The organism is Mycolicibacter sinensis, from assembly GCF_001667945.1.
Taxonomy (GTDB): domain Bacteria; phylum Actinomycetota; class Actinomycetes; order Mycobacteriales; family Mycobacteriaceae; genus Mycobacterium; species Mycobacterium sinense_B.
The window spans coordinates 1-23,083 of the sequence record NZ_LZJK01000034.1 but is presented as its reverse complement, the minus strand read 5'-3'; the positions used below and the strand labels follow the sequence as shown (position 1 = coordinate 23,083).

Below are 23,083 nucleotides of genomic sequence, written 5' to 3'. Positions count from 1 at the left end.
TGGACCCGCGTCTGTGGCGGGCCTCAACGCAGGTGCGCCGCTTCCTGGCCGCCACGGTGAGCTGGGGTGCACTGATTTCGGTCTGTGCGATCGGATCGGCGATCCTGTTGGCGCACATTGTGTCTCATGTGATCACGGATCCGTCCACCCGCAGCGTCGGGCGCTGGGCGCCGTTGCTGGCGGTGCTGCTGGGGGTGTGGACGGTGCGCACCGTGGCGCAGTGGGCCCAGGCGCGGCTGGGCCAGCGTGGGGCCAGCGCGGTGATCGCCGACCTGAGCGGGCAGGTGCTCGCCGCGGTCACCGCGCGCTCCCCCAACCGGCTCGCCGCCGACCGCGACGCGGCGGCAGCGGTGGTCACCCGAGGCCTGGACGGTCTGCGTCCCTACTTCACCGCCTACCTGCCCGCGCTGGTGCTGGCTGCGGTCCTTACCCCGGCCACCGTGGTGGTGATCGCCTGCTACGACCGCAAAGCCACCCTGCTGGTGGCGATCACCTTGCCGCTGATCCCGGCGTTCATGGTGCTGATCGGCCTGGCCACCGCGGACCGGTCGGCGGCGGCCCTGGCGGCCATGACGACGCTGCAGGCCCGGCTGCTGGATCTGATCGCCGGCATCCCCACCCTGCGGGCGCTCGGCCGCGCCGCCGGCCCGGAGCACCGCATCGCCGAACTGTCCGCCGCTCACCGCCGATCGGCGATGGCCACCTTGCGCATCGCCTTCCTGTCGGCGCTGGTACTGGAACTGCTGGCCACCCTCGGCGTGGCGGTGGTGGCCGTGAGCATCGGGCTGCGGCTGGTGTTCGGGGAGATGAGCCTGACCGCCGGATTGACGGTATTGCTGTTGGTGCCCGACGTGTACTGGCCGCTGCGCCGCATCGGGGTGGAGTTTCACGCCGCCCAGGACGGGCGGGCCGCCGCGGAGCAGGCATTCGCGTTGATCACCGAACCGGACCGGCGCACGCCCGGGCGCCGGGTCGTGACGGCACGCGGCGCGCAGATCCGCCTTGAGCAGCTCAGCGTGGCGGGCCGCGACGGCGTTGCGCCCGCCGACCTGACCGCGGAGATCCAGCCCGGCCGTGTCACGGTGCTAACCGGAGCCAACGGCGCGGGCAAGAGCACCACAGTGGCGGCGATCGCCGGACTGGCCACGCCCACCGCGGGACGTATCACGGTGGCCGGTGTCGACATCGCCGACCTCGACCCCCCGGCGTGGTGGCGCCAGTTGTCCTGGCTGCCGCAGCGTCCCGCCCTGATCCCGGGCAGCGTCGCCGATAACCTGGCGTTGTTCGGCGAACTCGTCGATGCCGAGGACGCCTGCGCCGCAGCCGGATTCGATGCGGTCCTGGCGCAACTGCCCGACGGCCTGCACACCGGCTTGGGCCGCGGCGGCGTCGGGTTGTCGTTGGGGCAGCGGCAGCGGTTGGGTCTGGCGCGAGCATTGGGGTCGGCGGCGCCCGTGCTGTTGCTCGACGAACCGACCGCCCACCTGGACGCCGCCACCGAACAGCGGGTGCTGACGGCCCTGGTGCAGCGCGCCCGCACCGGGTCGACGGTCGTGGTCGTCGGGCACCGCGCACCGGTTCTGGCGATCGGCGACCGGATCATCACGGTGCGCCGTCAGGCAGGGGTCGGCGATGCGCCGCTCTGATCCGCTCTGCACCGCCTTCGGGCTGCTGCGGCCGCGGCTGCCCCGGCTGGTGCTGGCCGGTGCGCTCGGCGTGCTGTCGCTGTGCAGCGCCCTGGCGTTGGCCGGGGTGTCGGCCTGGCTGATCACCCGCGCGTGGCAGATGCCGCCGGTGCTGGATCTGACGGTCGCCGTGGTGGCGGTGCGGGCGCTGGCGATCTCCCGGGGGGTCCTGCACTACTGCGAGCGGCTGGCCGGCCACGACGCTGCCCTGCGTGCGGCAGGAACGGCCCGCGCACAGATCTATCGGCGCCTGGCCCGCGGGCCGGTGGAGGCCGCGGCCCGGTGGCACAGCGGCGAGCTGGTCGCGCGGGTGGGCGCCGACGTCGATGCGGTGGCCGATGTTCTGGTGCGCGCCCTGCTGCCGATCGGCGTCGCGGCCGTGTTGAGCGTGGTCGCCACCGTGGCGATCGCGGTGATCTCGCCGGCAGCCGCCGCCGTGCTGGCCGGGTGCCTGCTGATCGCCGGGGTGGTGGCGCCGTGGTTGTCGGCGCGGGCCGCCGCCGCACAAGAAGACGTGGCCCGCCAGCACCTTGCCGAGCGTGACGTCGCGTCGATGTTGGCGCTTGGCCACGCGCCCGAGCTGCGCATCGCCGGGCGCCTGCCCGCCGTCATCGCCGAATCGCAGCGCCGGCAGCGCTCCTGGGCTGCGGCCGTGGACGCCGCCGCCCGTCCGGCCGCGGTCGCGGCCGCGATGCCCACCGCCGCCATCGGGGTCAGCGTGCTGGGGGCCCTGGTGGCCGGGATCGGGCTCGCGGGCACCGTGGCACCCACCACGGTGGCGATCCTGATGTTGTTGCCGCTGTCGGCGTTTGAGGCCACCACCGCCTTACCGGCCGCCGCGATCCAGCTGACTCGTTCGCGGATCGCGGCGCGGCGACTGATCGAGGTGGCACCGCCGGAGCAGGCGCCCGTTGCGGCGCACCCCCACCCGGTCGCCGGCCGCCGGCTGCGCGCCGATGTGCGCTGCGGGCACCGCGAGGACCACGCGGTGCGGGTGCGGCTGGATCTGGCCCCCGGTGACCGATTGGCGATCACCGGGCCGAGCGGGGCCGGCAAGACCACCCTGCTGATGACCGTGGCCGGCCTGCTGGCACCGCGGGGCGGGCAAGTGGACCTGGACGGTACCGCGCTGCAGGAACTCCCCGAGGACCGGTTACGGGCGGCTGTCGGCTTCTTCGCCGAGGACGCGCATCTGTTCGCCACCACCGTCCGGGACAATCTTCTGGTGGTGCGTGGCGACTGCCACGACGACGAACTGGTCGCCGCGCTCGACCGGGTCGGCCTCGGCAGGTGGCTGGCGGGGCTGCCGGACGGTTTGGCCACCGTCTTGCCCGGCGGGGCCCACGACCTGTCGGCGGGTCAGCGCCGGCGGTTGTTGCTGGCCCGGGCCATGCTGTCCCCCGCCCGGATCGTGTTGCTCGACGAACCGACCGAGCATCTCGACGCCGCCGACGCGGACGACCTGCTGCGCGCCGTGCTGCAGTCCCCGGGCCTGTTCGGCGCGGAGCGCACCGTGGTGGTGGCGACTCATCACCTGCCCGGCGGGGCTCGGTGTCGGCGCCTCGACATCGCTGGTGCTGCGGTGGCGCGCTAGGGTGCTCTGGTCAGCCTCAGCAAACAAGCCGACAGAACGGTTGAGTCCATTCATGACTGCAGCAGAGACATCGGCGATGGAAGCACGGGTCGGCCACTACTACCAGATGGACGGCACCTACCTGGTCGGCCGGGAGAAGGTACGCGAGTACGCCCGCGCGGTACAGGACTACCACCCCTCGCACTGGGACGTCGCCGCCGCTGCTGAGTTGGGCTATTCCGACGTGGTGACGCCGTTGACGTTCACCTCGACCCCGGGCATGAGCTGCAACCGCGAGATGTTCGAGTCGGTGGTCGTTGGCTACGACACCTACATGCAGACCGAGGAGGTCTTCGAGCAGCATCGGCCGATCGTCGCCGGCGACGAACTCAAGATCGATGTCGAGCTGACGTCGGTGCGCCGGATCGCCGGCCGCGACCTGATCACCGTGACCAACACCTTCACCGACGCCGCCGGCGAGCGGGTGCACACCCTGCACACCACCGTTGTCGGGGTGACCGCCGAGGACATCGATCCGGCCATCAAGACGGCCGTGCACAACGCGATGATGCACGACGTCAACATCATGAACATCGGCGAATCCGACGCCGCCTATGTGAAGACGGTGCGTCCCGAGGGCGAGATCCGGGTCTCCCAGGGCGGTCTGACCCGGACCCCTGCGACCCCGTCCTTCGACGAGGTGAAGGTGGGCGACGTGCTTCCGGTACGCCACACCCGGCTGTCCCGCGGGGATCTGGTGAACTACGCCGGCGTGGCCGGTGACGCCAACCCGATCCACTGGGATGAGGAGATCGCCAAGCTGGCCGGGCTGCCCGACGTAATCGCCCACGGCATGCTCACCATGGGCTTGGGCGCCGGCTTCGCCTCCGCCTGGACCGGTGACCCGGGGGCAGTCACCCGCTATGCGGTGCGGCTGTCGGCGCCGGCCGTCGTGTCGGCCAAAGAGGGCGCCGACATCGAGTTCAGCGGCAAGATCAAGTCGCTGGATCCGGAGACCCGCAGCGGTGTCATCCTGGTCGGCGCGAAGTCCGCTGAGAAGAAGATCTTCGGCCTGGCGACGTTGCACGTGCGCTTCCGCTAGCCAACAATCTGCGGGCCACGTCGGCAGCCAATTCCACAGCGTCGTCATCGGGGCCGCCGGCCGCGAAGCTGCGGCGCACCAGGGCCAGGGGCGCGTCGATGACGGCCAAAAGCACCCGGTCGCGGTCGGCGGCCGGGAACCGGGCCAGGAAGCGGTCCAGCGCTTCGGCGGCGCGCCGGTCCAAGGCATCGGCCTCGGTCAGCACGGCGGCCGAGCAGTCGGCGCTGACGAAATCGGAGCGGCTGTAGCGGGCCAGCAGGGCGGCTGCTTCGTGGTGGTCGGCGCTCCAGCGCAGCACGTGGCTCGCGGCCGCAATGCCGATCGCGACCGGGTCGCCGTCGGCCGCGAGCAACGGCAGGAAGTCCTCTTGGAAGCGGCGCACGGGTGTCAGCCAGGCCGCGGCGAGCAGATCGCGGCGCGTCGGAAACCGGTGGTACACCGAGCCGCTGGGCGCTCCGACCACCTGGGCGACCGCACTGGCGGTGGCGGCGCCCGGCCCGCCCTCCAGGATCAGCCGGATGGCCGCGTCGACGAAATCGTCGGCGGTGAACTTCCCTGGCATCGGCATGAAGTAGAGAGTACTCTCTAATCAATTAGCGACGAGTCTCTAGATTGGAGGGTGGGATGCGAATCGACAATGTGCACAGCCGGGTGTTCGCCGCCGATAGCCTCGAGCAGGTGGGCACGTTGATAGACAGCCTCGCCGGTGACGACGACCGCCTATGGCCACGGGAGAACTGGCCGGCGCTGCGGTTGGACCGGCCGTTGGGTGTCGGTGCGACGGGCGGGCACGGACCGATCCGTTACGGCGTCACCGAATACGAGCCCGCTCGGCGGATCCGGTTCGCCTTCACCAAACCCGCCGGGCTTGACGGCTATCACGAGTGGGAGGTTCGACCGGTGTCCGGCGGCTACGAACTGCGCCACCGCCTCGTCGCGGACACCGTGGGCTCGACCCGGGTGAGCTGGCCGGTGATCTGGCGCTGGCTGCACGACGCGCTCGTCGAGGACGCCTTGGACAAGGCCGCTGTAAACCTGGGCTGTCGCGGGCCCCGCAGCTCATGGCCGGTGTATGTCCGGATGCTGCGCCGGGCCGTGAGTCTACGGGGCCGGCCGTGAGCGACCCGTTCGACAACCATGCCGACCTCACCGTCTGCGGTGGGCCGGTGCGGTGCTACCGCGGCGGTGAATCCGGACTGCCGGTGCTTCTGCTGCATGGGGCGATGCTCGACACCGCGCAGGGGGTGTGGCGCCGCGTCGCGCCGGCGCTGGCAGCCGATTACCGGGTTCACCTGATCGATCTGCCCCGCCATGGGGCCAGCCGGCCATGGCACGGTGTGCTCGATGACGCCTTCTTCCGCCGCTTTCTCGCCGACCTGCTCGATACGCTCGAGCTGCCGCAGGCGGCGCTCGTCGGGCTGTCGCTGGGGGCCGGTATCGCCACCGGCTTCGCCCTGGAGCACCCGGAGCGGGTGAGCGCTGTGGTGGCGGTCGGCCCCGGCGGGCTCGGCGCCAAGCGCCCGGCGCAGTTCCTGACCTGGCTGGCCATGCGCACACCCGGGCTGCTGCGCGCCGCCACCTGGTACCTGGCCCGCTCCCCCTCCGCCATCCGCCGGTCCATGATCGCCAATCTGGTTGCCGGAGAGCATACTCCGGATTTCGACGCGATCATCGCCGCCGCGGTGCGCGAGGCCCGTGCCAAGCACCGGTACGGCGAGAAGGCACTGGATGACTGGCAGATCGCGGCCTACGGCCCGACCGCGATGCGGCTGAACCTGCTGCCCGAGCTGCCGCGGCTGTCGGTGCCGACCCTGTGGGTCCGCGGCGCCGAGGATCCACTGGTCGGGATAGCGGAACTGGCGACGGCCCATGCCGCTGCACCGAATTCGCGCCTCGTCACCATCGCCGGCGCCGGGCACATCGTCACCTACGACCGGCCCGACGAGTTCACTCGCCTGGTGCGGGAGTTTCTCGAATCCGTCCCATAACTCCGTCCACCAAGAGGGCACGGCCATCCGCGGTGCCGTCGAGGCGTCGGGTGACCCGCTTGACGATCTGCCACTGCCCGGTTTCGGTTTCCCGCCGCAGGTGGAAGTAGTTGGCGCCCCCGCGCGCCACCTGGTATCCGGTTTCCCGCTTCACCAGCAGGGTCGACGCGCAGACCGCGACCGCGTCGTCGCCGTGGACGGTGACCACGGCGGGGCCGAGGAAGTGTACGCAGCCGCGGTTGATCAGATCCTGATGCCCCGACGAGCGCACCATCGCCTCGATGTCGTTGCGGCCCTGCATGAGCCAGTCCTCGACGTCATACACCCCGTCGTCACACCAGAGTGCGGCGGCAGCTTCGGAGTCGCCGGCATCCACCAATGGGCCGTAGCTGGCGATCAACCGTTCGATCGCGCGTTCGTCCTCGATCCGTTGCAGCCGGCGTTCCAGTTCGGCGAGCCGTTGCTCATTCATCGGCGCTCCGTTCCCGCGAGCTTGGTGAGCTGCGCCAGAGCCGCCAGCTGCTCGCAGAAATGCGCCGAAGACCCTGCCGAGATCACACAGCTGACGTCGGTGGCGCCGGCTTCGGCCAGCCGGTCGATCTGTTCGCTCGCGTGCTGCGGGGCACCGATCGGGTCGAGCGGCGGTGTCGCCAGCACGACGGTGAAGCCGTCCGGAAGGTCGACGGAGTCCAGCAGTTTCGCCACCTCGGCCGTGGTCAGGCCGAACGGTGTCCAGCCGTCACCTAATTCCACGGCGCGCCGAAGCGAGCGCCTCGTACGCCCACCCACCCAGATCGGCACCCGCGGTTGCACCGCGCAGGGCTCCACGATCAGCCCGTCATAGCGGTAATAGGGTCCGTCATAGGCTGGCCGACTGATCGACAAGCACCCACGCAGGGCCTTCATCGCGTCGTCGGCGCGCGCGCCGCGATCGTCCCACGCGCAGCCAAGCAGATCGAACTCCTCGCGCAGCGAACCCACACCCACGCCGAGCGTGAGCCGGCCGCCGCTGATCCGGTCGAGGGTCCCGTAGCGCTTGGCGATCTCCAGCGGATGGTGATAGCCCAGCACCACCACCGAGGTCACCAGCCTGATCCGCGTGGTGCGCGCGGCGAGAAACGCCAGGGTGGCCAACGGATCCCAGTATGTCCCGCCGCGGACGGCCGCCACCTCGACCGGCACCGCGACATGTTCGGAACACGTGAGGTAGGCAAAGCCGAGGTCGTCCGCGGTCGCGGCGATCTCGGCGATGTCGTCGATCCCGCCGCCGGCTTCCCAGTCGGATGCTGTGCCGGGCACCTGGATCACCACCGGCGTGAATAGGCCGACGCGCATCAGCGAGCCCGGTAAACGTCGTACCGCAATGGCGTCATGCACTTTCCTTGCGCCGTGTGGCTGAGGTAGCCTCGTCCGAAACTGGAATGAATTTTAGTTATGGAGGTAGGTGTTGTCCAGCGGTTCCGATCAGGCGTGGGCGCGGCAGTACGGGCCGTGGGCGGTGATCGCCGGGGGCTCCGAAGGCGTCGGTGCGGAGTTCGCGTTCCTGCTGGCCCGGGCGGGGATCCACCTGGTTCTGATCGCCCGCAAGCCGAAGCCGCTGCGCGACACCGCTGATCGCTGTCGCGAACTCGGCGTGCAGGTCCGCGAACTGGCCCTGGATCTGTCGCGGCCGGACAGTCTCGAGAAGATCGTCGCGGCCACAACGGGTCTCGAGGTTGGGCTGTTGGTCTACAACGCCGGGGCCAATACCCACAGCGCGGAGTTCCTCGATGGTGACCTGGCGGCCTTCCAGCAGGTGATCGATCTGAACGTGACGACGCCACTGGCGCTGATCCATCACTTCGCCGGCCCAATGCGTGCTCGCCGCCGTGGCGGCGTGATGTTGATCGGCTCCCTCACCGGCTATCTGGGTTCGGCGCGGCACACCGTGTACGGCGGGGTGAAGGCATTCACCCGGATCTTTGCCGAGGGCCTATGGCTGGAACTGCGAGACTACAACGTGCACGTTCTCGAACTCGTGCTCGGCGTCACCAAGACACCGGCCATGCAACGGGTCGGGCTCAATTTCGACGTGCCGGGACTGCGCGTGTCCGATCCGGCCGATGTGGCTCGCGAAGGCCTCACCCAGCTGGCCCGTGGGCCGGTGCACGTCGTCTCCGACCACGCCGACAACCCGGCACTGCACGCCGGCCCGGATCGGGCCGAAGCCGTGCTGGGCTCCCACCGGTGGATGCAGAAACTGCTGCAGCGCAAGCCTGGCCAGACCTCCGATGCCCCGCCCCCCGAGTGATCGCGAGCCCGCGACCCCCAGGACGCCCGCGCAACGCCAACGCTGCGACCGGATCCTGGCCACCGCGGCCCGACTCGGCGCCCGCGATGGGCTGGAAGCCGTCCGGATGCAGGACGTCGCGGATCAATCCGCGGTCTCGATCACCACCGTCTACCGCTACTACCCGACCAAACACCATCTGTTCGCCGCACTGCTGGAGCACTACACCCGAGCGGTGCGGGCCCCGCATGCGGTCACCGGACGTGCCGCAGCCGATGTCGCCGAACTTATGGTCGGGATCTGCCGCAGCATGCTGGCCCGGCCCCTTCTGGCACGAGCGATGATCGCCTCGGTCAACGCCCGGCGGGCTGAATCCAGCACGACCGGCGACTTCAACCTGCGGGAGAACATTTTGTCGGTCGCTGCGATCACTGAGCCGTCGCCGCAGGACGCGCAGATCGCTCTGCTGGTCGAACAATGTGCCTACGGCATCCTGTCGTGGGCCGTGATGGGCGCGACCACGCCCGCCCAGGCCGAGTGCGACATGCGCCGCGCGTGTGAGCTGCTGTTGGCGCCCTGGGGTGAGACGCCCGAAGGCGGCGTTAGGAGCGCATAGCGTGTTGGCACAGTGCGCACAGCAAGTTCTACGCACTTTCCACGACGCCGCAGCTCGGCGGGCCTCCCTCTCCGGCGAACCGGGTTGATGCGCAGCATATTTCGGCAGCCATTGCACAGGTCTGGGTTTGGCATCGGTCGTTTCATGCCGGGTCGCTACGAAAGCTGTAGCGCGCCAGTACCTCTCGGCCTGCTATCGGTATCGGGCGCGACGAACGACACGCCTGAGGCGTGCCGCTCGAGTTGACTCTGTGCACCGTTGCTGCCACCATGGCCGCGAACGCACCTCGCTAGGTGAGGCGTCTGTGCGGATACAGGCCACTGACCTCCAACGTCGAGAGACGCCCAGGGTCAGGACAGCTCTTCCCGGCTTAAGGGTTGAGCCCAAGTGGCTTCCGGCTTCTGACCGGATACGCCGTGCAGTGCCGAAGCTCTGACGAGAGGGGTGCCGGCCGGCTCTTCTGCCGGCACGACTCGCCCCGCTGTGCACGCCGCAACGGCATCCCCGTGTGCCCTGGCCGTGAGGAGGTGAGAGCGACATTGAGTCCGAGCGATAGTCCTTATCCGAGTTCGACGACCACTTCGTTCGAATCCGTTCCCGGCGCCGCCTTCACCCTCTGAATCGGTTTACGCCGTACCGTACCCGCGCTGTCCGACCGCACCGTCCAGCGCGGTTTCAGCGCGCGAGTTTGCCTGCCGAATCGGCGTAATTCGCCATGTCCAAAGGAGTTTCGATGTCTTTTGTATCCGCCCTGCCCGAAGAACTGACCGCGACAGCGGCCGATCTGCGTGGCATCGGCGCCGCTGTGGCCGCACAGAGCGCCGCAGTCGCGGCGCCGACTACCGGTCTGGTTCCAGCGGCAGCAGATGAAGTCTCGGCGCTGACCGCCGCTCAATTCGCCATCCACGCGCAGATGTATCAAGCGATCAGCAAGCGTGCCGCGGAGGTGTACGAGAGGTTCGTGGACACGCTGCAGATGAGCGCGCACTCGTATGCGGCGACTGACGCCGCCAACGTCATTTCGGTCTACTGAAAGGTTGTTTAGCGATGGATTACGGATCGTTTCCACCGGAGATCAATTCGGCGCGGATGTACGCCGGGCCGGGAGCCGGGCCGATGCTGACCGCAGCGGCAGCCTGGAACCAGCTTGCCGCTGAACTTCGGTCGGCGGCAATATCTTTCGAGTGGTCGGTGGCAAGTCTGGTGAGCCAGGGGTGGTGGGGTCCGTCTGCGTCGGCGATGCTGGCGGCAGCCGAGCCTTACATGACGTGGATGAGTCTCACTGCCGACCAGGCTGAGCAAACCGCGGCACAGGCGAATTCAGCGGCCGACGCCTATTTGTCGGCCTACGCCATGACGGTGCCACCGGCGGAGATCGCGACCAATCGAGTGATGTTGGCGGCATTGGTCAAGACCAATGCCCTCGGACAGAACACGCCTGCTATTGCAGCGACCGAAGCGCGCTACGGCCAGATGTGGGCCCAGGACGCCGTTGCGATGTACGGCTATGCCGCCGCTTCCGCGGCCGCCGCGAAACTGGTCCCGTTCACTGTCGCACCGGAGACCACCAGGCCGGAAGAGCAGGGCAGTTCCGGCGGCGTCCCTGCCGACGCCGCCAATGCGCACTCCCACGTGCCGAGCGCATTGCGGAGCATGGCGTCGCCGGCAGAGGGCACGTCGCCCTCGTCACCCGATTGGGACTGGACGAAGTTTTTCGATGGCCTGTTCGGAGATACCTGGGGCAGCGACGACGGATCCGGGCTGAATATCAATGCTCAGCTGTGGAACACGATCGCCGCGACCGGGATCTTCGACCCCGGTGGCAACATCGAAGGGTTTTCCGGTTTGGCGACACTCGGTTTTCTCGCCCGAGGTATGGACGGCGGCACGGCCGCCCTGTCCCGCGGCGGCCTCGGCGCCGCGCCAGCCATGTCGCTGGCGTCGTCAGCCACCAGCGGCCTCGACGTCGCCGGGCGTGCTGCCGGCGGCGCAAGCGCAAATGTGTCGGCCGGAGTGGGCCGTGCCACCCTGGTCGGATCGCTGTCCACGCCCCCGAGCTGGGCAACGGCGGTCCCGGCGGCGGCTGCCAGCACCGGATCGGCCAGCGGCTGGAGCGTCGCCCCGGAGAGCAGGTCCATGACCGCCATGCCTCCGCCGATACCGCCGGGCGGCGGCGGGCGCAACGGCGGCTCCGGTTTCGGGCTGCCGCGCTACGGCGTCAAGCTCACCGTCATGCCGCGCCCGGTCGTGGTGGGCTAGGCATCTCCGTGCCCCGCCAGGGAGCCGTCCGTCACCGGGTTAGATCCCACTGCCCGAAATCGGCCGCCAAGACGTCGTCGACGTCGACGTGGATGTCGTCGATCATGAAACCCGGGTCGGTTGCGGTGACCACTTCCCGCTGGAACAGCACAGCCGCCGGTTCGCGTTCGCCGCCGGACCACGCCTTGGTCTGCCACGCCCAGCGGTAACCGGGGCTGGTCGAGTGCCCGACGACGCCGTCGGCGATCGCCCAGCCCAGCTGGCGGGCACCGCCATAGATTCCGGTGCGCTCGTCACCGAGCACCGAGTTGATGCCACGGAACCAGTGGAGCGCGAGGCCTTTCCAGGTCTTGGCGTCGATGTCTTCGTCGACGCTGAAGAAGATCGGGGCCGAGTCCGGGCCACCGGCCGCACTGTGCAGCCGCAGCGCTGTGCGGGCGTCGGCCACTCCCCCGTCGTAGCCGCGGGTGAAGTCCGACGGGGAGTTCGCCCATCCTGGCTTACCGAACTGGTAACAGCTGACAACCTGTAAACCGGCGGCGCGCAGGCGATCTGCATAGTCACGGGTGACGGGCTTGAAATCGAATGTGGCGCCCGGCCGCAACTCCGAGACGTAGACCAGTGCCCCGGCAAAGCCCGCCGCTCTGATCTGTTCGGGCTGCACCAACCGGTCGGCGAAGTCGATGAGCTGCAGTCCGTCGGCGGCGGCCGTGGGGGCGCCGGCCATCGCCCCGAGGACACCGGGGACGGCCAGCGCCGGTACGAGCAGCGTGGCATAGCGCAGGGCTTCGCGCCGGGAGACCGATCGCGTCACAAGGGGAAGGGTAGCCGCCGTCAACGTCCGGCGTGGCCCGAGCGGATCAGGGCGTTGCCCGGGCGCAAGAACCCGGGCTGCTGGAACCGGCGGACTGCACGCACGATCCCCGATGGGATCACCCGGGTGAAGAAGACGCTGGCGTCGAAGGCGCCGCGCACCTCGGCGACGTAAGACCGCGGAAGGCCGAATCTGATGAGGCCCTGGCTCACGTCGACGAGGTCGGCGCGGCGCACCGCCTCGACCAGCGGTGCGTACGGACGGGATGGACCGTAACCGGCGAGCCGGTGATGCTGGGCGACGATGAGCGCCAATTCGTCCGACCACGCCTCGCGGCCGGTCTGCTGCAGCCACACGTCCTGCGCCTCGATCGACGGCACCAGATAGTCGATCGTGTCGAACGCGGCCAGATCGTGAAATGCTGCGGCGATTGCCAGCTTGTCGTCCCGGTCGGGGTGCTCCGGCGCCAGCGCGCGGGCGAAATTGAAGATCCGGTACACGTGCGCTTTGTATGCGTCCCAGCCGATGTCGTCGCCGCCGGCGCGGTGGCGGTGCGACTCGAGGATCTCCTCGGCCAGCGGCACACTGCGGACGATCTCCGGCACGGTCACCCCGTCACATTAGCGCCGCCAGGGCGCCCCTTACGGGGCCTTCGTGATCACCGCGTCACCGAAGTGCTCTATCGCCTCGATCGCGTGCGTGAAGCTGTCGCCGGGGACGGCGACCTGTACCCAGGTGACGCCCACCTCAGCGAGATGACCCAGACCGTCCAGGTAGGCGCTCGCGTCGAAGTCGTGGTAGCCGAGGCGGCCGCCGGCCAGGTTGGAGAAGCAGATGTCGATGGCCGACCAGTCCCGGCCCGCCTCATCACAGCGCCGCCGCAAATCCTCGATACCTGCGGTCAATGCGTCGAGGGAATCCATGGCGGCGGTGCGGGCCGTGCTGGCCAGGCCCGGCGGCGCGGCGAACGGGACCCAGCCGTCCCCCCGGGTGGCGACGCGTTGCCGGGCGTTGCCGGTGTTTCCGCCGATCCAGATCGGCGGATGCGGCCTGCTGATCGGGCGCGGATGCGCGGTGATTCCCCTGGCCCGGAAGTGCCTGCCCTCGAACGACACGTCATCTCCGGTCCAGATGGCTCGAATGACGTCCAGGCTCTCCTCGACCAGCTCGGCGCGCTCATCGAAATCAACTCCGAGAGCGGCGAATTCACCCTTGAGGTAGCCGACACCGACAGCCAGCGTGAACCGTCCACCGGAGAGCAGGTCCAGCGTCGCCCCGGACTTCGCCACCACGAACGGGTTGCGGTACGGAAGGACGACGACGTTGGGGACGAACCGCAGCGTCCGGGTGTGCGCTGCGGCGAATCCCATGGCCACGAAGGGGTCAAGGCTGTCGTGGCCGCCGGCGTCGAGCCATCGTTGTGTCGGCGCCGGGTGGTCGGTAAAGCCCATCGCGTCGAATCCAGCGCCTTCGGCGGCCTGCGCCACGGCGGTGACTCCTTGCGGGGATACCAGTTGCGGGTCGCAGGGATGCGTGATGATCGGATAGGTGAACGCGAAGCGCATGCGTGTCCCTTTCAGCTCTCCAGGTTCGGCCGGGGCGGCCCGAGAATGTAGTCACCGCTGCCCGGATGGTGATACCACCCACCGGCCGCGTGCGTACCGCCGTCGACGTGCAGCGTCTGGCCGGTCACGTAGGAGCTCAGATCGCCGGCCAGAAACAGCGCGGCTCCGGCCATCTCGTCAACGTGGCCGGGACGGCCCATCGGCATCATGTAGCGCGCGTTGGCCAGCATCTCGGGCGAGCCGACGCGCTCGATACCTTCGGTGAGCGTGAGGTCGGGGGCCAGACAGTTGACCCGGATACCGTGCGGGGCTAACTCCAGCGCCGCCGTCTTGGTGAGGTTGATGACACCTGCCTTCGCCGCTGCGTAGGCCGCGTAGCCAGGAGCGGCGCGGGTGCCCTCGATGCTGGCGATGTTGATGATGCTGCCCGGCACACCCCGCTGCACCAGTGCCTGCGCGACGCGCTGCGTGCAAAGCAGGACGTGGGTGAGGTTGGAGCGGATCAAGGTGTCCCAGCCCTTCGGCGCGGTCTCCAGCAACGCGGACGCGAACACCCCGCCGGCGTTGTTGACCAGAACCGTCGGCAGGCCCACCTGCGCGACGGTCCCGGTCAAGGCCGCATCCACCTGATCGGGATCGCGGACATCGACCACGCAGGCCAGACCGCCGACGGCGGCGGCCGCGCTGTGCGCGGTCGCGGGATCCTTTTCCCAGATCACCACTTGGGCACCGAATTCGGCGAACGTCTCGGCGATGCCCCGGCCGATGCCGGAGCCGCCGCCGGTGACGACGGCTACTCGGCCATCGAGGGTCGCGGCGTCTTTCTGCAGGACCACAAGCCACCTCCGGGCGGGTTCGCCATCAAGGGGGTCACAGGCTGATGTAGACCGACTTGGTGTTGAAGTAGGCCTCCAGGCCCTTGCGGCCCCGCTCACCGCCCCAACCGGATTGCTTGTGCCCGCAGATCGGCATGGACGGGTCGGCGGCCAGTGCGCAGTTCACCCAGATCTGGCCGCCGCGAAGCTCGTTCGCGACGCGGTGGGCGCGGCTGAGGTTCTCGGTCCAGATGGCGCCGGCCAGCCCGTATTCGGTGTCGTTGGCGGCGGCGATCGCCTCCTCTTCCTCGTCGAAGGGAATCACCGATCCGACCGGCCCGAAGATCTCCTCGCGGATCAGCCGCATATCGGGCGTGGTGTTGGTGATGATCGTGGCCTCGTAGAAGTAGCCGCGCCGATCCATCGGCTTGCCGCCGGTGATCACCTGCGCTCCGGCGGCCACCCCGTCGGTGACGATGCCTGCTACGCGTTGACGCTGTTTCTCGCTGATCAGCGGCCCGAGCACCGAATTGGGGTCGTCGCTGCCGCCCATCGGCAGCATCTTGGCGAAGTTCGCCAGGCCTTCGACGACCTGGTCATAGATGCCGCGCTGAACGTAGATCCGCGAAGTGCAGGAACAGTTCTGGCCCGAGCCGGCCAGCAGCCCCATCCCGGCCATCATGATGGCCTTGTCGAGATTGGCGTCGTCGAACATGATCAGCGGCGACTTGCCGCCGAGTTCCAGGGTGAGGCGCTTGAGGTTACCGGCGGCCGCCTTGACGATCAGCCGTCCCACCTCAGTGGACCCGGTGAACGAGATCTTGTCGACGTCCGGGTGGGCGGTCAGTGCGGCACCGGTGGTTTCGCCGTAACCGGTCACCACATTGAGCACACCGTCGGGAAGACCCGCCTCGCGGAAGATCTCCTCGAGTTTGAGTGCGGTCAACGGGGTTTCCTCGGCGGGCTTGAGCACGCAGCTGCAGCCGGCCGCTAGCGCCGGGGCCACCTTGAGCATTGCGACGAAGAACGGCCCGTTCCACGGGATGATCAACCCGACGACGCCGACCGGCTCGAGCTGGGTGAAGGCGTGGTAGGTCTCGAAATTGCCGAGCAGGCCGTCGGAGACCAGGTTGCTGGACTCGCCGTGGATCTTGCCGACCCAGCCGGCGTAGTAGGTCAGCATCTCCTGGGAGACCTTGATGATCTGGCTCGCCCCCATCGCGGTCATTCCGTTGTCGCGGGACTCGATTTCGGCGAGTTCGGCGGTGCGTTCTTTGATGATCTCCGCGGCGCGGAACATGATCTCGGCGCGACGCGCAGCGGGCAGCTTGCGCCACACGCCGGATTCGAAGCTCTCCCGAGCCCGGGCGACCGCCGCGTCGACGGCTGCCTGATCGGAGTCGGGGACCTCGGCGATCTGCTCCTCGGTTGAGGGGTTGAAGACCGGGATCATAGTGCTGGTCATTGGTTTTCGTCCTTTCGTAGGATCGGTTCGTCGGGTAGGTGGTAACCGTTGCGGCTCAGGATCCGGATCGGGTCGGTGCCGTCCCAGGTTTGGCAGGTGTGCGCGATCGTGGTGACGTGGTTGCGGAAACTGGGATTGTCTTCGACGATCTCGGTGAAGAATCCGAATTCGGCGAAGGTGTCGATGAATGCCACGCGTTGCCCGACGTTGGTCAGCTCGCAGGCCAGTTCGTAGTTCTGGGCGAGGTAGCCGGCGACTTTGGCGTCGTAGTCGCGGGTGAGCGTGGAGACCTGGTGGAAGCCGAACGGGCGACTGCCGTGCCGGGTCGCCATCTCGGCGAACACCGAGCCGCCGTAAGTGTGGTCCTGGATCAGCTCGACCTGTACGGGTCCGGCCTGTGCCACACCGATCTGGACGTCGATAGCGGCGTCGGTGCCGCGGTAGCGGCAGGTGCTCTGCACCCGCGGCATGATGTGAAACGGGCCGACGCCGAAGACCTGCGCCCAGCGGCCGGCAGCGCTGAGGAGCTCTGGCACCACAAAGCCGAGTTGGAATAGCTGGAACTCCCCTTTGGGCCAATGGTGTTCAAACAACGGAGCCTTCATGCGGGTTGCTCCGGACCCGTGCCACGCGGTCCGCTCATCGGCCGAACGAGCACCTCCTGAGCGGTGCTGGCCACGTGCCGACCGTCGATGTCGACGATGGTTCCCTGCACCAGGGCGCGGTGGCCGCCGACAGCAACGGTCTGCTGGGTGTAGCTATGCCAGCGGTCGAAGCGCACCGGGCGGTGCAACCAGACGGTGTGGTCGAGGGTCAGTCCCCGGTGGCTGGCATAACTGACAGGTCGCGGGTGGGAGCGCAAAGCCATATCCACCAGCAGATAGTCGCTGGCGTAGGCAAGCAACGCCGCATGTGTCGGCGGGCCACCGTCGATCCTGCGCGGCAGCCGCATCCAGTGGACTCGCGGTCCGGGGGCTTGTTTGCCACCGAGGAAGATGGGTGGTTCGCCGATGCGCATCTCCAGCGGAGGTGGGGTGTCAATCCAGGTACTTCCCGGGGCGGCCAGGCCAGCCGGGGCGAGCTGCGCCCAGTGCTGCAGCAGCGGCAGCGATTCCGGCGCCGTCGCGCCCTCCGCTGCGGTGACGGCATCGGCACGCTCGGAATGCGTGTCGAAGGACACCGTCGCCGTCACGAGCGCGTTGCCGTCTTGTTCGACGACGACCTGGCGCACCGACATCGAACGGCCGTCGCGGGTGTGGTCGACGACGATGTCCAGCGGCGCGGCCGAGTCGCCCGGACGCACGAACGACACGTGGATGGAATGCGGGCACAGCTCGCTGACCGTGGCCGAGGCCGCCGACATCGCCTGGGCGACGAGCTGGCCGCCGAAGATGCGGCCGAATCGGGAGACCTCGCTGCCCGCGCGGAACCGGTCGGCGCCGGCCGGCTGCAGCGTCAAGACTTGTTGCAGCTCGTCGAGTGCACCGAGCGTGGCGGTTTCCAGCCGACTGCCGGTAGCGCGCAGCGGGCCGGTGAAGTCAGGCTGGATGGTGGCCTCGGGCATTGTGGCCCTCCTCGACGGTCTGCCGACTCGGCGAACCGGCGGTCTCGCTCATTTAAGTCAAACGTTTGACTTAGGTCAAGGGCGGGCTGTTGACTTACGCCATGCCGACGTCCATCCGCAGCCCGCGTTCCACCCGCGCCGTCGGCACGCGGGGGGCGCTGTTGGCCGCGGCCGAGCGGTTGATCGCCGAGCACGGGGTGGAGGCGGTGACGCACCGGCAGATCGTCGAGGCTGCCGGTCAGGGCAACAATGCCGCCGTGGCCTATCACTTCGGCACCAAGAAGGACCTGGTACGCGCCATCGACGACAGCCATGCCGGGCACATCGAAGCGCTGCGCACCGCCCGGGTGGCCGCCACCGGCGAGTCCGCGGAGCTGCGCGACTGGGTGGGCTGCCTGGTGCAGCCACTGACCGATCACCTGGCGTCGCTGCCGCGGCCGACCTGGTACGCCCGTTTCGCCGCCCAGGTGATGACCGACCCCACCTATCGGCGGGTGGTCACCCAGAACGCCCTGGAATCAGAGTCGCTGCGCCACGTCGTCGACCGCATCGGCCGGGGCGTTCCCGATCTCGCCAAACATGTTCGCGCCGAACGCAACATCATGATGCGCACCATGCTCATGTACACCTGCGCGGAGATCGAGCGCGGCTTCGCCGAGGGGAGCGAAGGCCCACGGTCGGACTGGCCCGGCGCTGCCGGCGGCCTCGTCGACGCCCTCGTCGGCCTGTGGCAGGCCCCGGTCACCGATCGATGACGCGTAACTCTACGCAGCAGGGCTGACCGGAGTGATTACGAAACCGGAATCTGCCTTTCAGTCTTGCGTTGGTAGTCCGTCCGGATGCCGCCGGCTCTCGCACCGAGATCGCGCTCCCGAAGCTCCAATTCCCCGACGGGTATCAGGTGAGCGTCGTGGGCGGCCACGTCGTCTCCGATGCCAATGCACCGGAACTGGTCATCGCCTCCGACGCGGGAGCCACTACCGTCAATGTCACCGTTACGGCGTCACCGGCAACGTAAGGCGGGTCTGCGGTGCCGGGGTGGCGGCATACAGCCGCGCCACGCTGATCGCCACCACCAGGCCCATCGTGAACCATGCAGCGGCAGAACAGGTCGCATAGATATCGGATACCGGAACGACCCGGCCGCCTTGCAGCGTCGCGGTGGCATCACCTGCGCGCAGCATCTCCAGGTTGACCTGCAGGGCGAGTCCGAACCAGATGACGACCGGCATCAGCAGTGTCGATCGGGGCGAGGCAACGGGCTCCCGCCGCCACCGCCGTTCCAGCAACGAAAACAGCTGGAACAGCACCCATCCGGTGAACACCCAGCCGAAATAGTTACTCAACGGGACACCGAGAGCGCCACTTGGCGACCCATAGGAGTACAGCCCCCGCGCGTACGCGGCGATCGGATCGATCACCAGGTCATACCCGCCGAGGATGAGCGTGGCCACGACGGGCGTCACGACCACGGACACGCGCCGGTCGCGATACTCCCCCACGATCACCCGGGCCAGCACCCACGCCAGCCAGGCCAGCACCACCCAACCGAACACCACCGTGAACGGCACCCCGAGCAACCGGGGCCCCTCCAGGTGGTGAACGTAGGAGCCGAACGGGAAGCCGGTCGCCACACTGCATGCCTCGAAGCCGAACGCCACGACCACGGCGATCGTGAGGTAGCCGATGACGCCCGCGGGCTTGTACAGCGTGTGGGTATGCAGCACCACGAACACTGCCAGGCAGGCACCGTAACCGGCTTCGGCCCCAGCCTGTAGCGCCGATCCGCCACTTAAAGCCGCGATCATCGTCGCCGCCAACCAAAGCGCGACGAGACACCAGCCGGCCACGACCTGCCATCGAGTACGTGTCGACACGGGCGCATCGTATCTGTGGACCTCGCCCGGCGTGGGCACCATCGGTAACAGTAGCCACATTGTTAACATCGGGCGATGCCCGACAATCCGCTGCCCAGTCGCGCGTCGCGTCTGGTTTCCCGACGTGATGTGCTGCGGTACGCATCCGCCGCGGCGCTCACCGGGGCCGGCGCTGTATCCGCGGTCGCCAACACACCCCCGGCTTCCGCCGCCGCACCCACGCTGATCGACTACGCCATGCGCCAGATCCCGGCGCAGGACATCCGGGCAGCCGGCCATGCCGGGGTGATCAACTACGTATCGACGTCACGTCCCGGCTCGAACTTCGGCGCCAAACCGATCACCCGCCCCTATGCCGAGTCACTGACCGCCGCCGGACTGGTGATCGTCAGCAACTACCAGTACGGCAAGCCGGGCGGGACGGCACCGTCGGACTTCACCCGCGGCTACGCCGGCGGCGTCTCCGATGCGCAGACCGCCTGGAATCTGCACACCGCCGCCGGTGGCGGCCGCAGCGCGCCGATCTTCTTCAGCGTCGATGACGACATCAACCGTGACACGTGGAATAATGTTGCGCTGCAGTGGTTCCGGGGAATCAACTCCGTGATCGGAGTCCAGCGGACCGGTGTCTACGGGGGGGTCAACGTGTGTCAGTGGGCCGCCGCCGACGGGGTCATCGGGAATTCCCGCACCCCCGGTCACCGCTGGGCCTGGCAGACCCGATCTTGGTCGCGCGGGCAACGATTTCCTGGGGCGGTGCTGTTCCAGCGCATCGTGAGCACCGCGTCGACGCCCGGCCCGATCGTCGGCGGGATCGAGGTCGACGTCAACGACGTGCTGGCCCAGGACTGCGGGCAGTGGAACCTGCACCCGTGACGCCGCGAACCAGGCGGCGCTGGTAGACGAAGCGTCCCGGTGGTCGGGAGCCTGGCCGCGTAGCGTCGCGAATGGTCCTTAGTGTCACGTGCATGCGGCGCGACAACCGACGCCTGACGCCGACGCCGCGCCAGCGCCTTGCCGCCGCGGACCACAACCACTGATGGCCCCGCGCCGGTTTGGCGGGCAGACCATTCGCACACTGCGCGATCTGCCGCTGCAGCAGTCCGAAGACGAGGAACCATCATGAAATCGGCGGATCAGTACGATGTCATCGTCGTGGGCTACGGAGCGGCGGGGGTTTCCGCCGCTATCGAGGCCGCCGATGCCGGGGCGCGCGTGCTCGCATTAGACCGCGGGTACGGCGGAGGGGCAACCGCTCTTTCCGGCGGAATCATCTACGCGGGCGGCGGAACACCCGAACAGCGCGCCGGCGGCTACCGGGACACCGTCGAGAACCTGCGCGCATACCTACGGCAAGAAGTCGGCGATGCCGTCACCGCGGAGACGCTCGACCGATTCTGCGACCAAAGCCCGGCGATGATCGCTTGGCTCAGACACCAGGGTGTGGAGTTTCGGGGCGGCGAAGTCTCCGCCTACAAGACGTCGTACCCGACCGACCGCCACTATCTTTACTATTCGGGAAACGAGAAAGCCCACCCGTATGTCCAGCACGCGACACCCGCCCCGCGCGGCCACCGCGTTTTCGCCCCCCGCATGAGTTCGGGCAAGGTGCTCTACGAACGCCTAGGCGCATCAGCGAAAGCAAAAGGGGTGGATTTCATCCCCCTGGCCCGAGTAGATCGCCTCCTCATGGAAGACGGTCGCGTCGTCGGCGTCCGTTACCGTTCAATGGATCTGTCGCATCCGCATGTACTCCGCCATTCTGTACTCACCAGAGCCACCGGAAAGCTCGGCAACTGGCTGCCCGGCCTCGTCGAGGGCGCCGTGTCCCGGGCAGAACGCCTCTGGTCAGATGCCGCAGTCGAACGCACCGCGTATGGCCGCACCGTCATTCTGGCCGCCGGCGGATTCATCTACAACCGGGAATGGGTCAAGCAGTATGCGCCCGGATTCATGAAGGTCTCTCCGCTCGGCACACCAGGCGACGACGGCACGGGTATCGCTCTTGGCCTCGACGCCGGCGGAATGCTCGACAAAATGGAAAACGTCACGGCCTGGCGCTTTTTGGCGCCGCCCAGCGCCTTCCTCGAAGGCCTAACCGTCGGGACCGATGGAAGCCGGATCGCCAACGAGGACCTCTATGGCGCCACCCACGGCGACGTCCTGATGCGGCGATTCAACGGAGCCGGCTGGGCCGTCTACGACGCACCCACCTGGCGGAAGATCAAAGCGCAAGTCCGCGAACAGACCCAGCTGTTCCAGCGACTCCAGCTGATCTATCTCTTCACCACTGGACACAAGAAGGCCGACACCATCGAAGACCTGGCCCGTCGCAACGGCATCGACGCCGCCGGCCTCCGCCGCACGGTAGACGATTACAACGACAGCCTCCGCCGTGGCGACGGTGATCCTGCGCATAAGGCGGCGGAACTGTGCCGCCCTTTGACAGTCGGGCCCTTCTACTCGATCAACATTTCCGCCGACGCGTCGATGTTCTACCCGATCCCGGGGCTGACCCTCGGCGGACTCGTCGTCAACGAGAGCACCGGCGAACTGCTACATCGTGACGGCGGAACGATTCCCGGGCTGTACTCGGCGGGCCGCAATGCGGTCGGCATCTGCTCGAGCAGCTACGTCAGCGGGCTATCCCTTGCCGACTGCATCTTCAGCGGAAGGCGAGCCGGAGCGCATGCCGCGGGTATCGCCCTCGAGCGGTCGGCGCACCAGCAGACTGCCCACGACCAGCTCACCGATTAGCCAGGTCCGCCAACGCGATTGGCCGAATCCCTTGGTTTACCCCGTGGCCGCCGGGCTCACCGTGACGCTGACATCGGTGGCGCCGGCATTCGAGGCGATGATCAGTGCCGGGGCGTTCGGCGCCGAAATGACCTCCCCGCCCGTCACGGTCACCTGATACCCGCTCGGGAATTCGACGGTTGGCACCGAGATAGTGGTCTGCGAGCCGGCGGCGAACGCGCCTGTGCCGTCGGCGTGCTCGGTGGAGTAGCTGAGCTGGAAGACGCCGTTGTCGAACGACCAGGAGTTCGGTGTCCCGGCAACTACCTGAGGATAGGGCTGGGCGAGTGTCTCCAGGTTGGCGGTATTGACATTGTCACCGATCGGCGGCTGGGTGGGGTCATAGACCAAGTCGGGCGAGGTGCCGTCGAGGCCAACACCCGATTGTGGGCCGCCATAGACCCATGCCGTCCAGCCGATCATGTTCTGGTTGGCGGGAGGCAACGCAGCCGCAAGCGTTGACTGGTTGCTGGTGGAGCCGAACTCGCTCATAAACGCCGGGATATCATGCGCTTTCGCGTACGAAATAGCATTGTTCATGACTCCGGTGACGTCTGGCAGGCAACCCAGGGGACCGAGGTTCGCGTAGCAGTAGTCGTGGAACGACAAGACGCCGTTGGTCAAGTCCCGGGAAGTGGTGTAGTGCTGCGTGATCCGATGGGTTAGGCAGTTAGGGCGGGCATGTCATCGGCTCC

The 23,083-nt window shown here is 68.2% G+C and carries 25 protein-coding genes and 1 riboswitch; of the genes, 13 read left to right on the top strand and 12 right to left on the bottom strand.

The genetic code is table 11. The features are described from left to right. Nucleotides 1-32 precede the first annotated feature (32 nt). The 3 genes from cydD to A5694_RS03620 are packed head-to-tail and all read left to right on the top strand — an operon-like array spanning nt 33 to nt 4,360. Nucleotides 33-1,646 (top strand): thiol reductant ABC exporter subunit CydD, encoded by a 1,614-nt coding sequence (cydD, locus tag A5694_RS03630; protein ID WP_064920487.1) that lies wholly within the window; start codon nt 33-35, stop codon nt 1,644-1,646. Next, nucleotides 1,633-3,279: a thiol reductant ABC exporter subunit CydC gene (gene cydC, locus A5694_RS03625; protein WP_064920486.1), complete on the top strand. Its 1,647-nt coding sequence runs from the start codon at nt 1,633-1,635 to the stop codon at nt 3,277-3,279. The genes cydD and cydC overlap by 14 nt, the downstream gene beginning before the upstream one ends. 52 nt (nt 3,280-3,331) lie before the next feature. Next, complete coding sequence (locus tag A5694_RS03620) at nt 3,332-4,360, top strand: fused (3R)-hydroxyacyl-ACP dehydratase subunits HadA/HadB (protein WP_064920485.1); 1,029 nt, start codon at nt 3,332-3,334, stop codon at nt 4,358-4,360. Here A5694_RS03620 and A5694_RS03615 read toward each other — a convergent pair. Continuing rightward, a complete protein-coding gene (locus A5694_RS03615) occupies nt 4,287-4,928 on the bottom strand; it encodes a TetR/AcrR family transcriptional regulator (protein ID WP_064920484.1) in 642 nt (213 codons plus the stop codon). The two genes, A5694_RS03620 and A5694_RS03615, sit on opposite strands and share 74 nt — an antisense overlap. Before the next feature lie 56 nt (nt 4,929-4,984). Between A5694_RS03615 and A5694_RS03610 the strand changes: the two genes are divergently transcribed. Together A5694_RS03610 and A5694_RS03605 are read left to right on the top strand one after the other, a co-directional pair. Next, complete coding sequence (locus A5694_RS03610; RefSeq protein WP_064920483.1) at nt 4,985-5,479, top strand: hypothetical protein; 495 nt, start codon at nt 4,985-4,987, stop codon at nt 5,477-5,479. Continuing rightward, nucleotides 5,476-6,348 carry an alpha/beta fold hydrolase gene (locus tag A5694_RS03605; protein ID WP_064920482.1) on the top strand — a complete coding sequence of 291 codons (873 nt, stop codon included), beginning with the start codon at nt 5,476-5,478 and terminating at the stop codon, nt 6,346-6,348. Before A5694_RS03610 ends, A5694_RS03605 begins: the two co-directional genes overlap by 4 nt. Here the strand turns inward: A5694_RS03605 and A5694_RS03600 are convergent. After that, nucleotides 6,308-6,820, bottom strand: coding sequence for a nuclear transport factor 2 family protein (locus tag A5694_RS03600; RefSeq protein ID WP_064920481.1), 513 nt, complete (start codon nt 6,818-6,820; stop codon nt 6,308-6,310). The genes A5694_RS03605 and A5694_RS03600 overlap by 41 nt on opposite strands. Further along, the gene (locus tag A5694_RS03595) at nt 6,817-7,683 is read right to left on the bottom strand and encodes an LLM class F420-dependent oxidoreductase (RefSeq protein ID WP_064920480.1); all 867 of its coding nucleotides are present in this window, start codon (nt 7,681-7,683) and stop codon (nt 6,817-6,819) included. Before A5694_RS03595 ends, A5694_RS03600 begins: the two co-directional genes overlap by 4 nt. A gap of 112 nt (nt 7,684-7,795) precedes the next feature. On the opposite strand from A5694_RS03595, the gene A5694_RS03590 reads away from it, so the two are divergent. From A5694_RS03590 to A5694_RS03575, 4 genes are all read left to right on the top strand, one after another. Continuing rightward, nucleotides 7,796-8,638 carry an SDR family NAD(P)-dependent oxidoreductase gene (locus A5694_RS03590; RefSeq protein ID WP_064920542.1) on the top strand — a complete coding sequence of 281 codons (843 nt, stop codon included), beginning with the start codon at nt 7,796-7,798 and terminating at the stop codon, nt 8,636-8,638. Beyond that, a complete protein-coding gene (locus A5694_RS03585) occupies nt 8,619-9,233 on the top strand; it encodes a TetR family transcriptional regulator (RefSeq protein WP_064920479.1) in 615 nt (204 codons plus the stop codon). The genes A5694_RS03590 and A5694_RS03585 overlap by 20 nt, the downstream gene beginning before the upstream one ends. A gap of 278 nt (nt 9,234-9,511) precedes the next feature. Next, a riboswitch (M-box (ykoK) riboswitch) is annotated at nt 9,512-9,684 on the top strand. A gap of 282 nt (nt 9,685-9,966) precedes the next feature. Next, entirely contained in the window at nt 9,967-10,266 is a 300-nt protein-coding gene (locus A5694_RS03580) for a PE family protein (protein ID WP_064920478.1), read from the top strand. A gap of 14 nt (nt 10,267-10,280) precedes the next feature. Continuing rightward, nucleotides 10,281-11,492: a PPE family protein gene (locus A5694_RS03575; RefSeq protein ID WP_064920477.1), complete on the top strand. Its 1,212-nt coding sequence runs from the start codon at nt 10,281-10,283 to the stop codon at nt 11,490-11,492. A 31-nt stretch (nt 11,493-11,523) separates the two neighbouring features. Here the strand turns inward: A5694_RS03575 and A5694_RS03570 are convergent, their stop codons facing one another. The 7 genes from A5694_RS03570 to A5694_RS03540 form a co-directional block, all read right to left on the bottom strand. Next, nucleotides 11,524-12,219, bottom strand: coding sequence for a DUF1906 domain-containing protein (locus A5694_RS03570; RefSeq protein WP_234787896.1), 696 nt, complete (start codon nt 12,217-12,219; stop codon nt 11,524-11,526). A gap of 107 nt (nt 12,220-12,326) precedes the next feature. Then, nucleotides 12,327-12,917 carry an HD domain-containing protein gene (locus tag A5694_RS03565; protein WP_064920475.1) on the bottom strand — a complete coding sequence of 197 codons (591 nt, stop codon included), beginning with the start codon at nt 12,915-12,917 and terminating at the stop codon, nt 12,327-12,329. A gap of 30 nt (nt 12,918-12,947) precedes the next feature. Further along, a complete protein-coding gene (locus A5694_RS03560) occupies nt 12,948-13,871 on the bottom strand; it encodes an LLM class F420-dependent oxidoreductase (RefSeq protein WP_064920474.1) in 924 nt (307 codons plus the stop codon). Nucleotides 13,872-13,882: 11 nt separating this feature from the next. After that, a complete protein-coding gene (locus A5694_RS03555; RefSeq protein ID WP_064920473.1) occupies nt 13,883-14,707 on the bottom strand; it encodes an SDR family NAD(P)-dependent oxidoreductase in 825 nt (274 codons plus the stop codon). Nucleotides 14,708-14,741: 34 nt separating this feature from the next. Beyond that, nucleotides 14,742-16,151, bottom strand: coding sequence for an aldehyde dehydrogenase family protein (locus A5694_RS03550; protein ID WP_064920472.1), 1,410 nt, complete (start codon nt 16,149-16,151; stop codon nt 14,742-14,744). Then, nucleotides 16,148-16,756, bottom strand: a complete 609-nt coding sequence (locus A5694_RS03545; RefSeq protein WP_064920471.1) for a VOC family protein — start codon at nt 16,754-16,756, stop codon at nt 16,148-16,150. Before A5694_RS03545 ends, A5694_RS03550 begins: the two co-directional genes overlap by 4 nt. Further along, nucleotides 16,753-17,715 carry an acyl-CoA thioesterase gene (locus tag A5694_RS03540; RefSeq protein ID WP_064920470.1) on the bottom strand — a complete coding sequence of 321 codons (963 nt, stop codon included), beginning with the start codon at nt 17,713-17,715 and terminating at the stop codon, nt 16,753-16,755. Before A5694_RS03540 ends, A5694_RS03545 begins: the two co-directional genes overlap by 4 nt. Before the next feature lie 101 nt (nt 17,716-17,816). On the opposite strand from A5694_RS03540, the gene A5694_RS03535 reads away from it, so the two are divergent. Then, nucleotides 17,817-18,470, top strand: coding sequence for a TetR/AcrR family transcriptional regulator (locus A5694_RS03535; RefSeq protein ID WP_064920469.1), 654 nt, complete (start codon nt 17,817-17,819; stop codon nt 18,468-18,470). A gap of 50 nt (nt 18,471-18,520) precedes the next feature. Further along, nucleotides 18,521-18,733, top strand: a complete 213-nt coding sequence (locus tag A5694_RS23585) for a hypothetical protein (RefSeq protein WP_428844253.1) — start codon at nt 18,521-18,523, stop codon at nt 18,731-18,733. Here A5694_RS23585 and A5694_RS03530 read toward each other — a convergent pair. Next, a complete protein-coding gene (locus tag A5694_RS03530; RefSeq protein ID WP_165605183.1) occupies nt 18,711-19,592 on the bottom strand; it encodes a carotenoid biosynthesis protein in 882 nt (293 codons plus the stop codon). The genes A5694_RS23585 and A5694_RS03530 overlap by 23 nt on opposite strands. 75 nt (nt 19,593-19,667) lie before the next feature. Here A5694_RS03530 and A5694_RS03525 point away from each other — a divergent pair, with 75 nt between their 5' ends. Both A5694_RS03525 and A5694_RS03520 read left to right on the top strand, forming a co-directional pair. Beyond that, nucleotides 19,668-20,468, top strand: coding sequence for a DUF1906 domain-containing protein (locus A5694_RS03525; RefSeq protein WP_064920468.1), 801 nt, complete (start codon nt 19,668-19,670; stop codon nt 20,466-20,468). A 246-nt stretch (nt 20,469-20,714) separates the two neighbouring features. Then, on the top strand, nt 20,715-22,349 hold the full coding sequence (locus A5694_RS03520) for an FAD-binding protein (protein WP_064920467.1): 1,635 nt from the start codon (nt 20,715-20,717) through the stop codon (nt 22,347-22,349). A gap of 36 nt (nt 22,350-22,385) precedes the next feature. Here the strand turns inward: A5694_RS03520 and A5694_RS03515 are convergent, their stop codons facing one another. Beyond that, a complete protein-coding gene (locus tag A5694_RS03515; protein WP_064920466.1) occupies nt 22,386-23,012 on the bottom strand; it encodes a cellulase family glycosylhydrolase in 627 nt (208 codons plus the stop codon). Between the last annotated feature and the right edge of the window lie 71 nt (nt 23,013-23,083).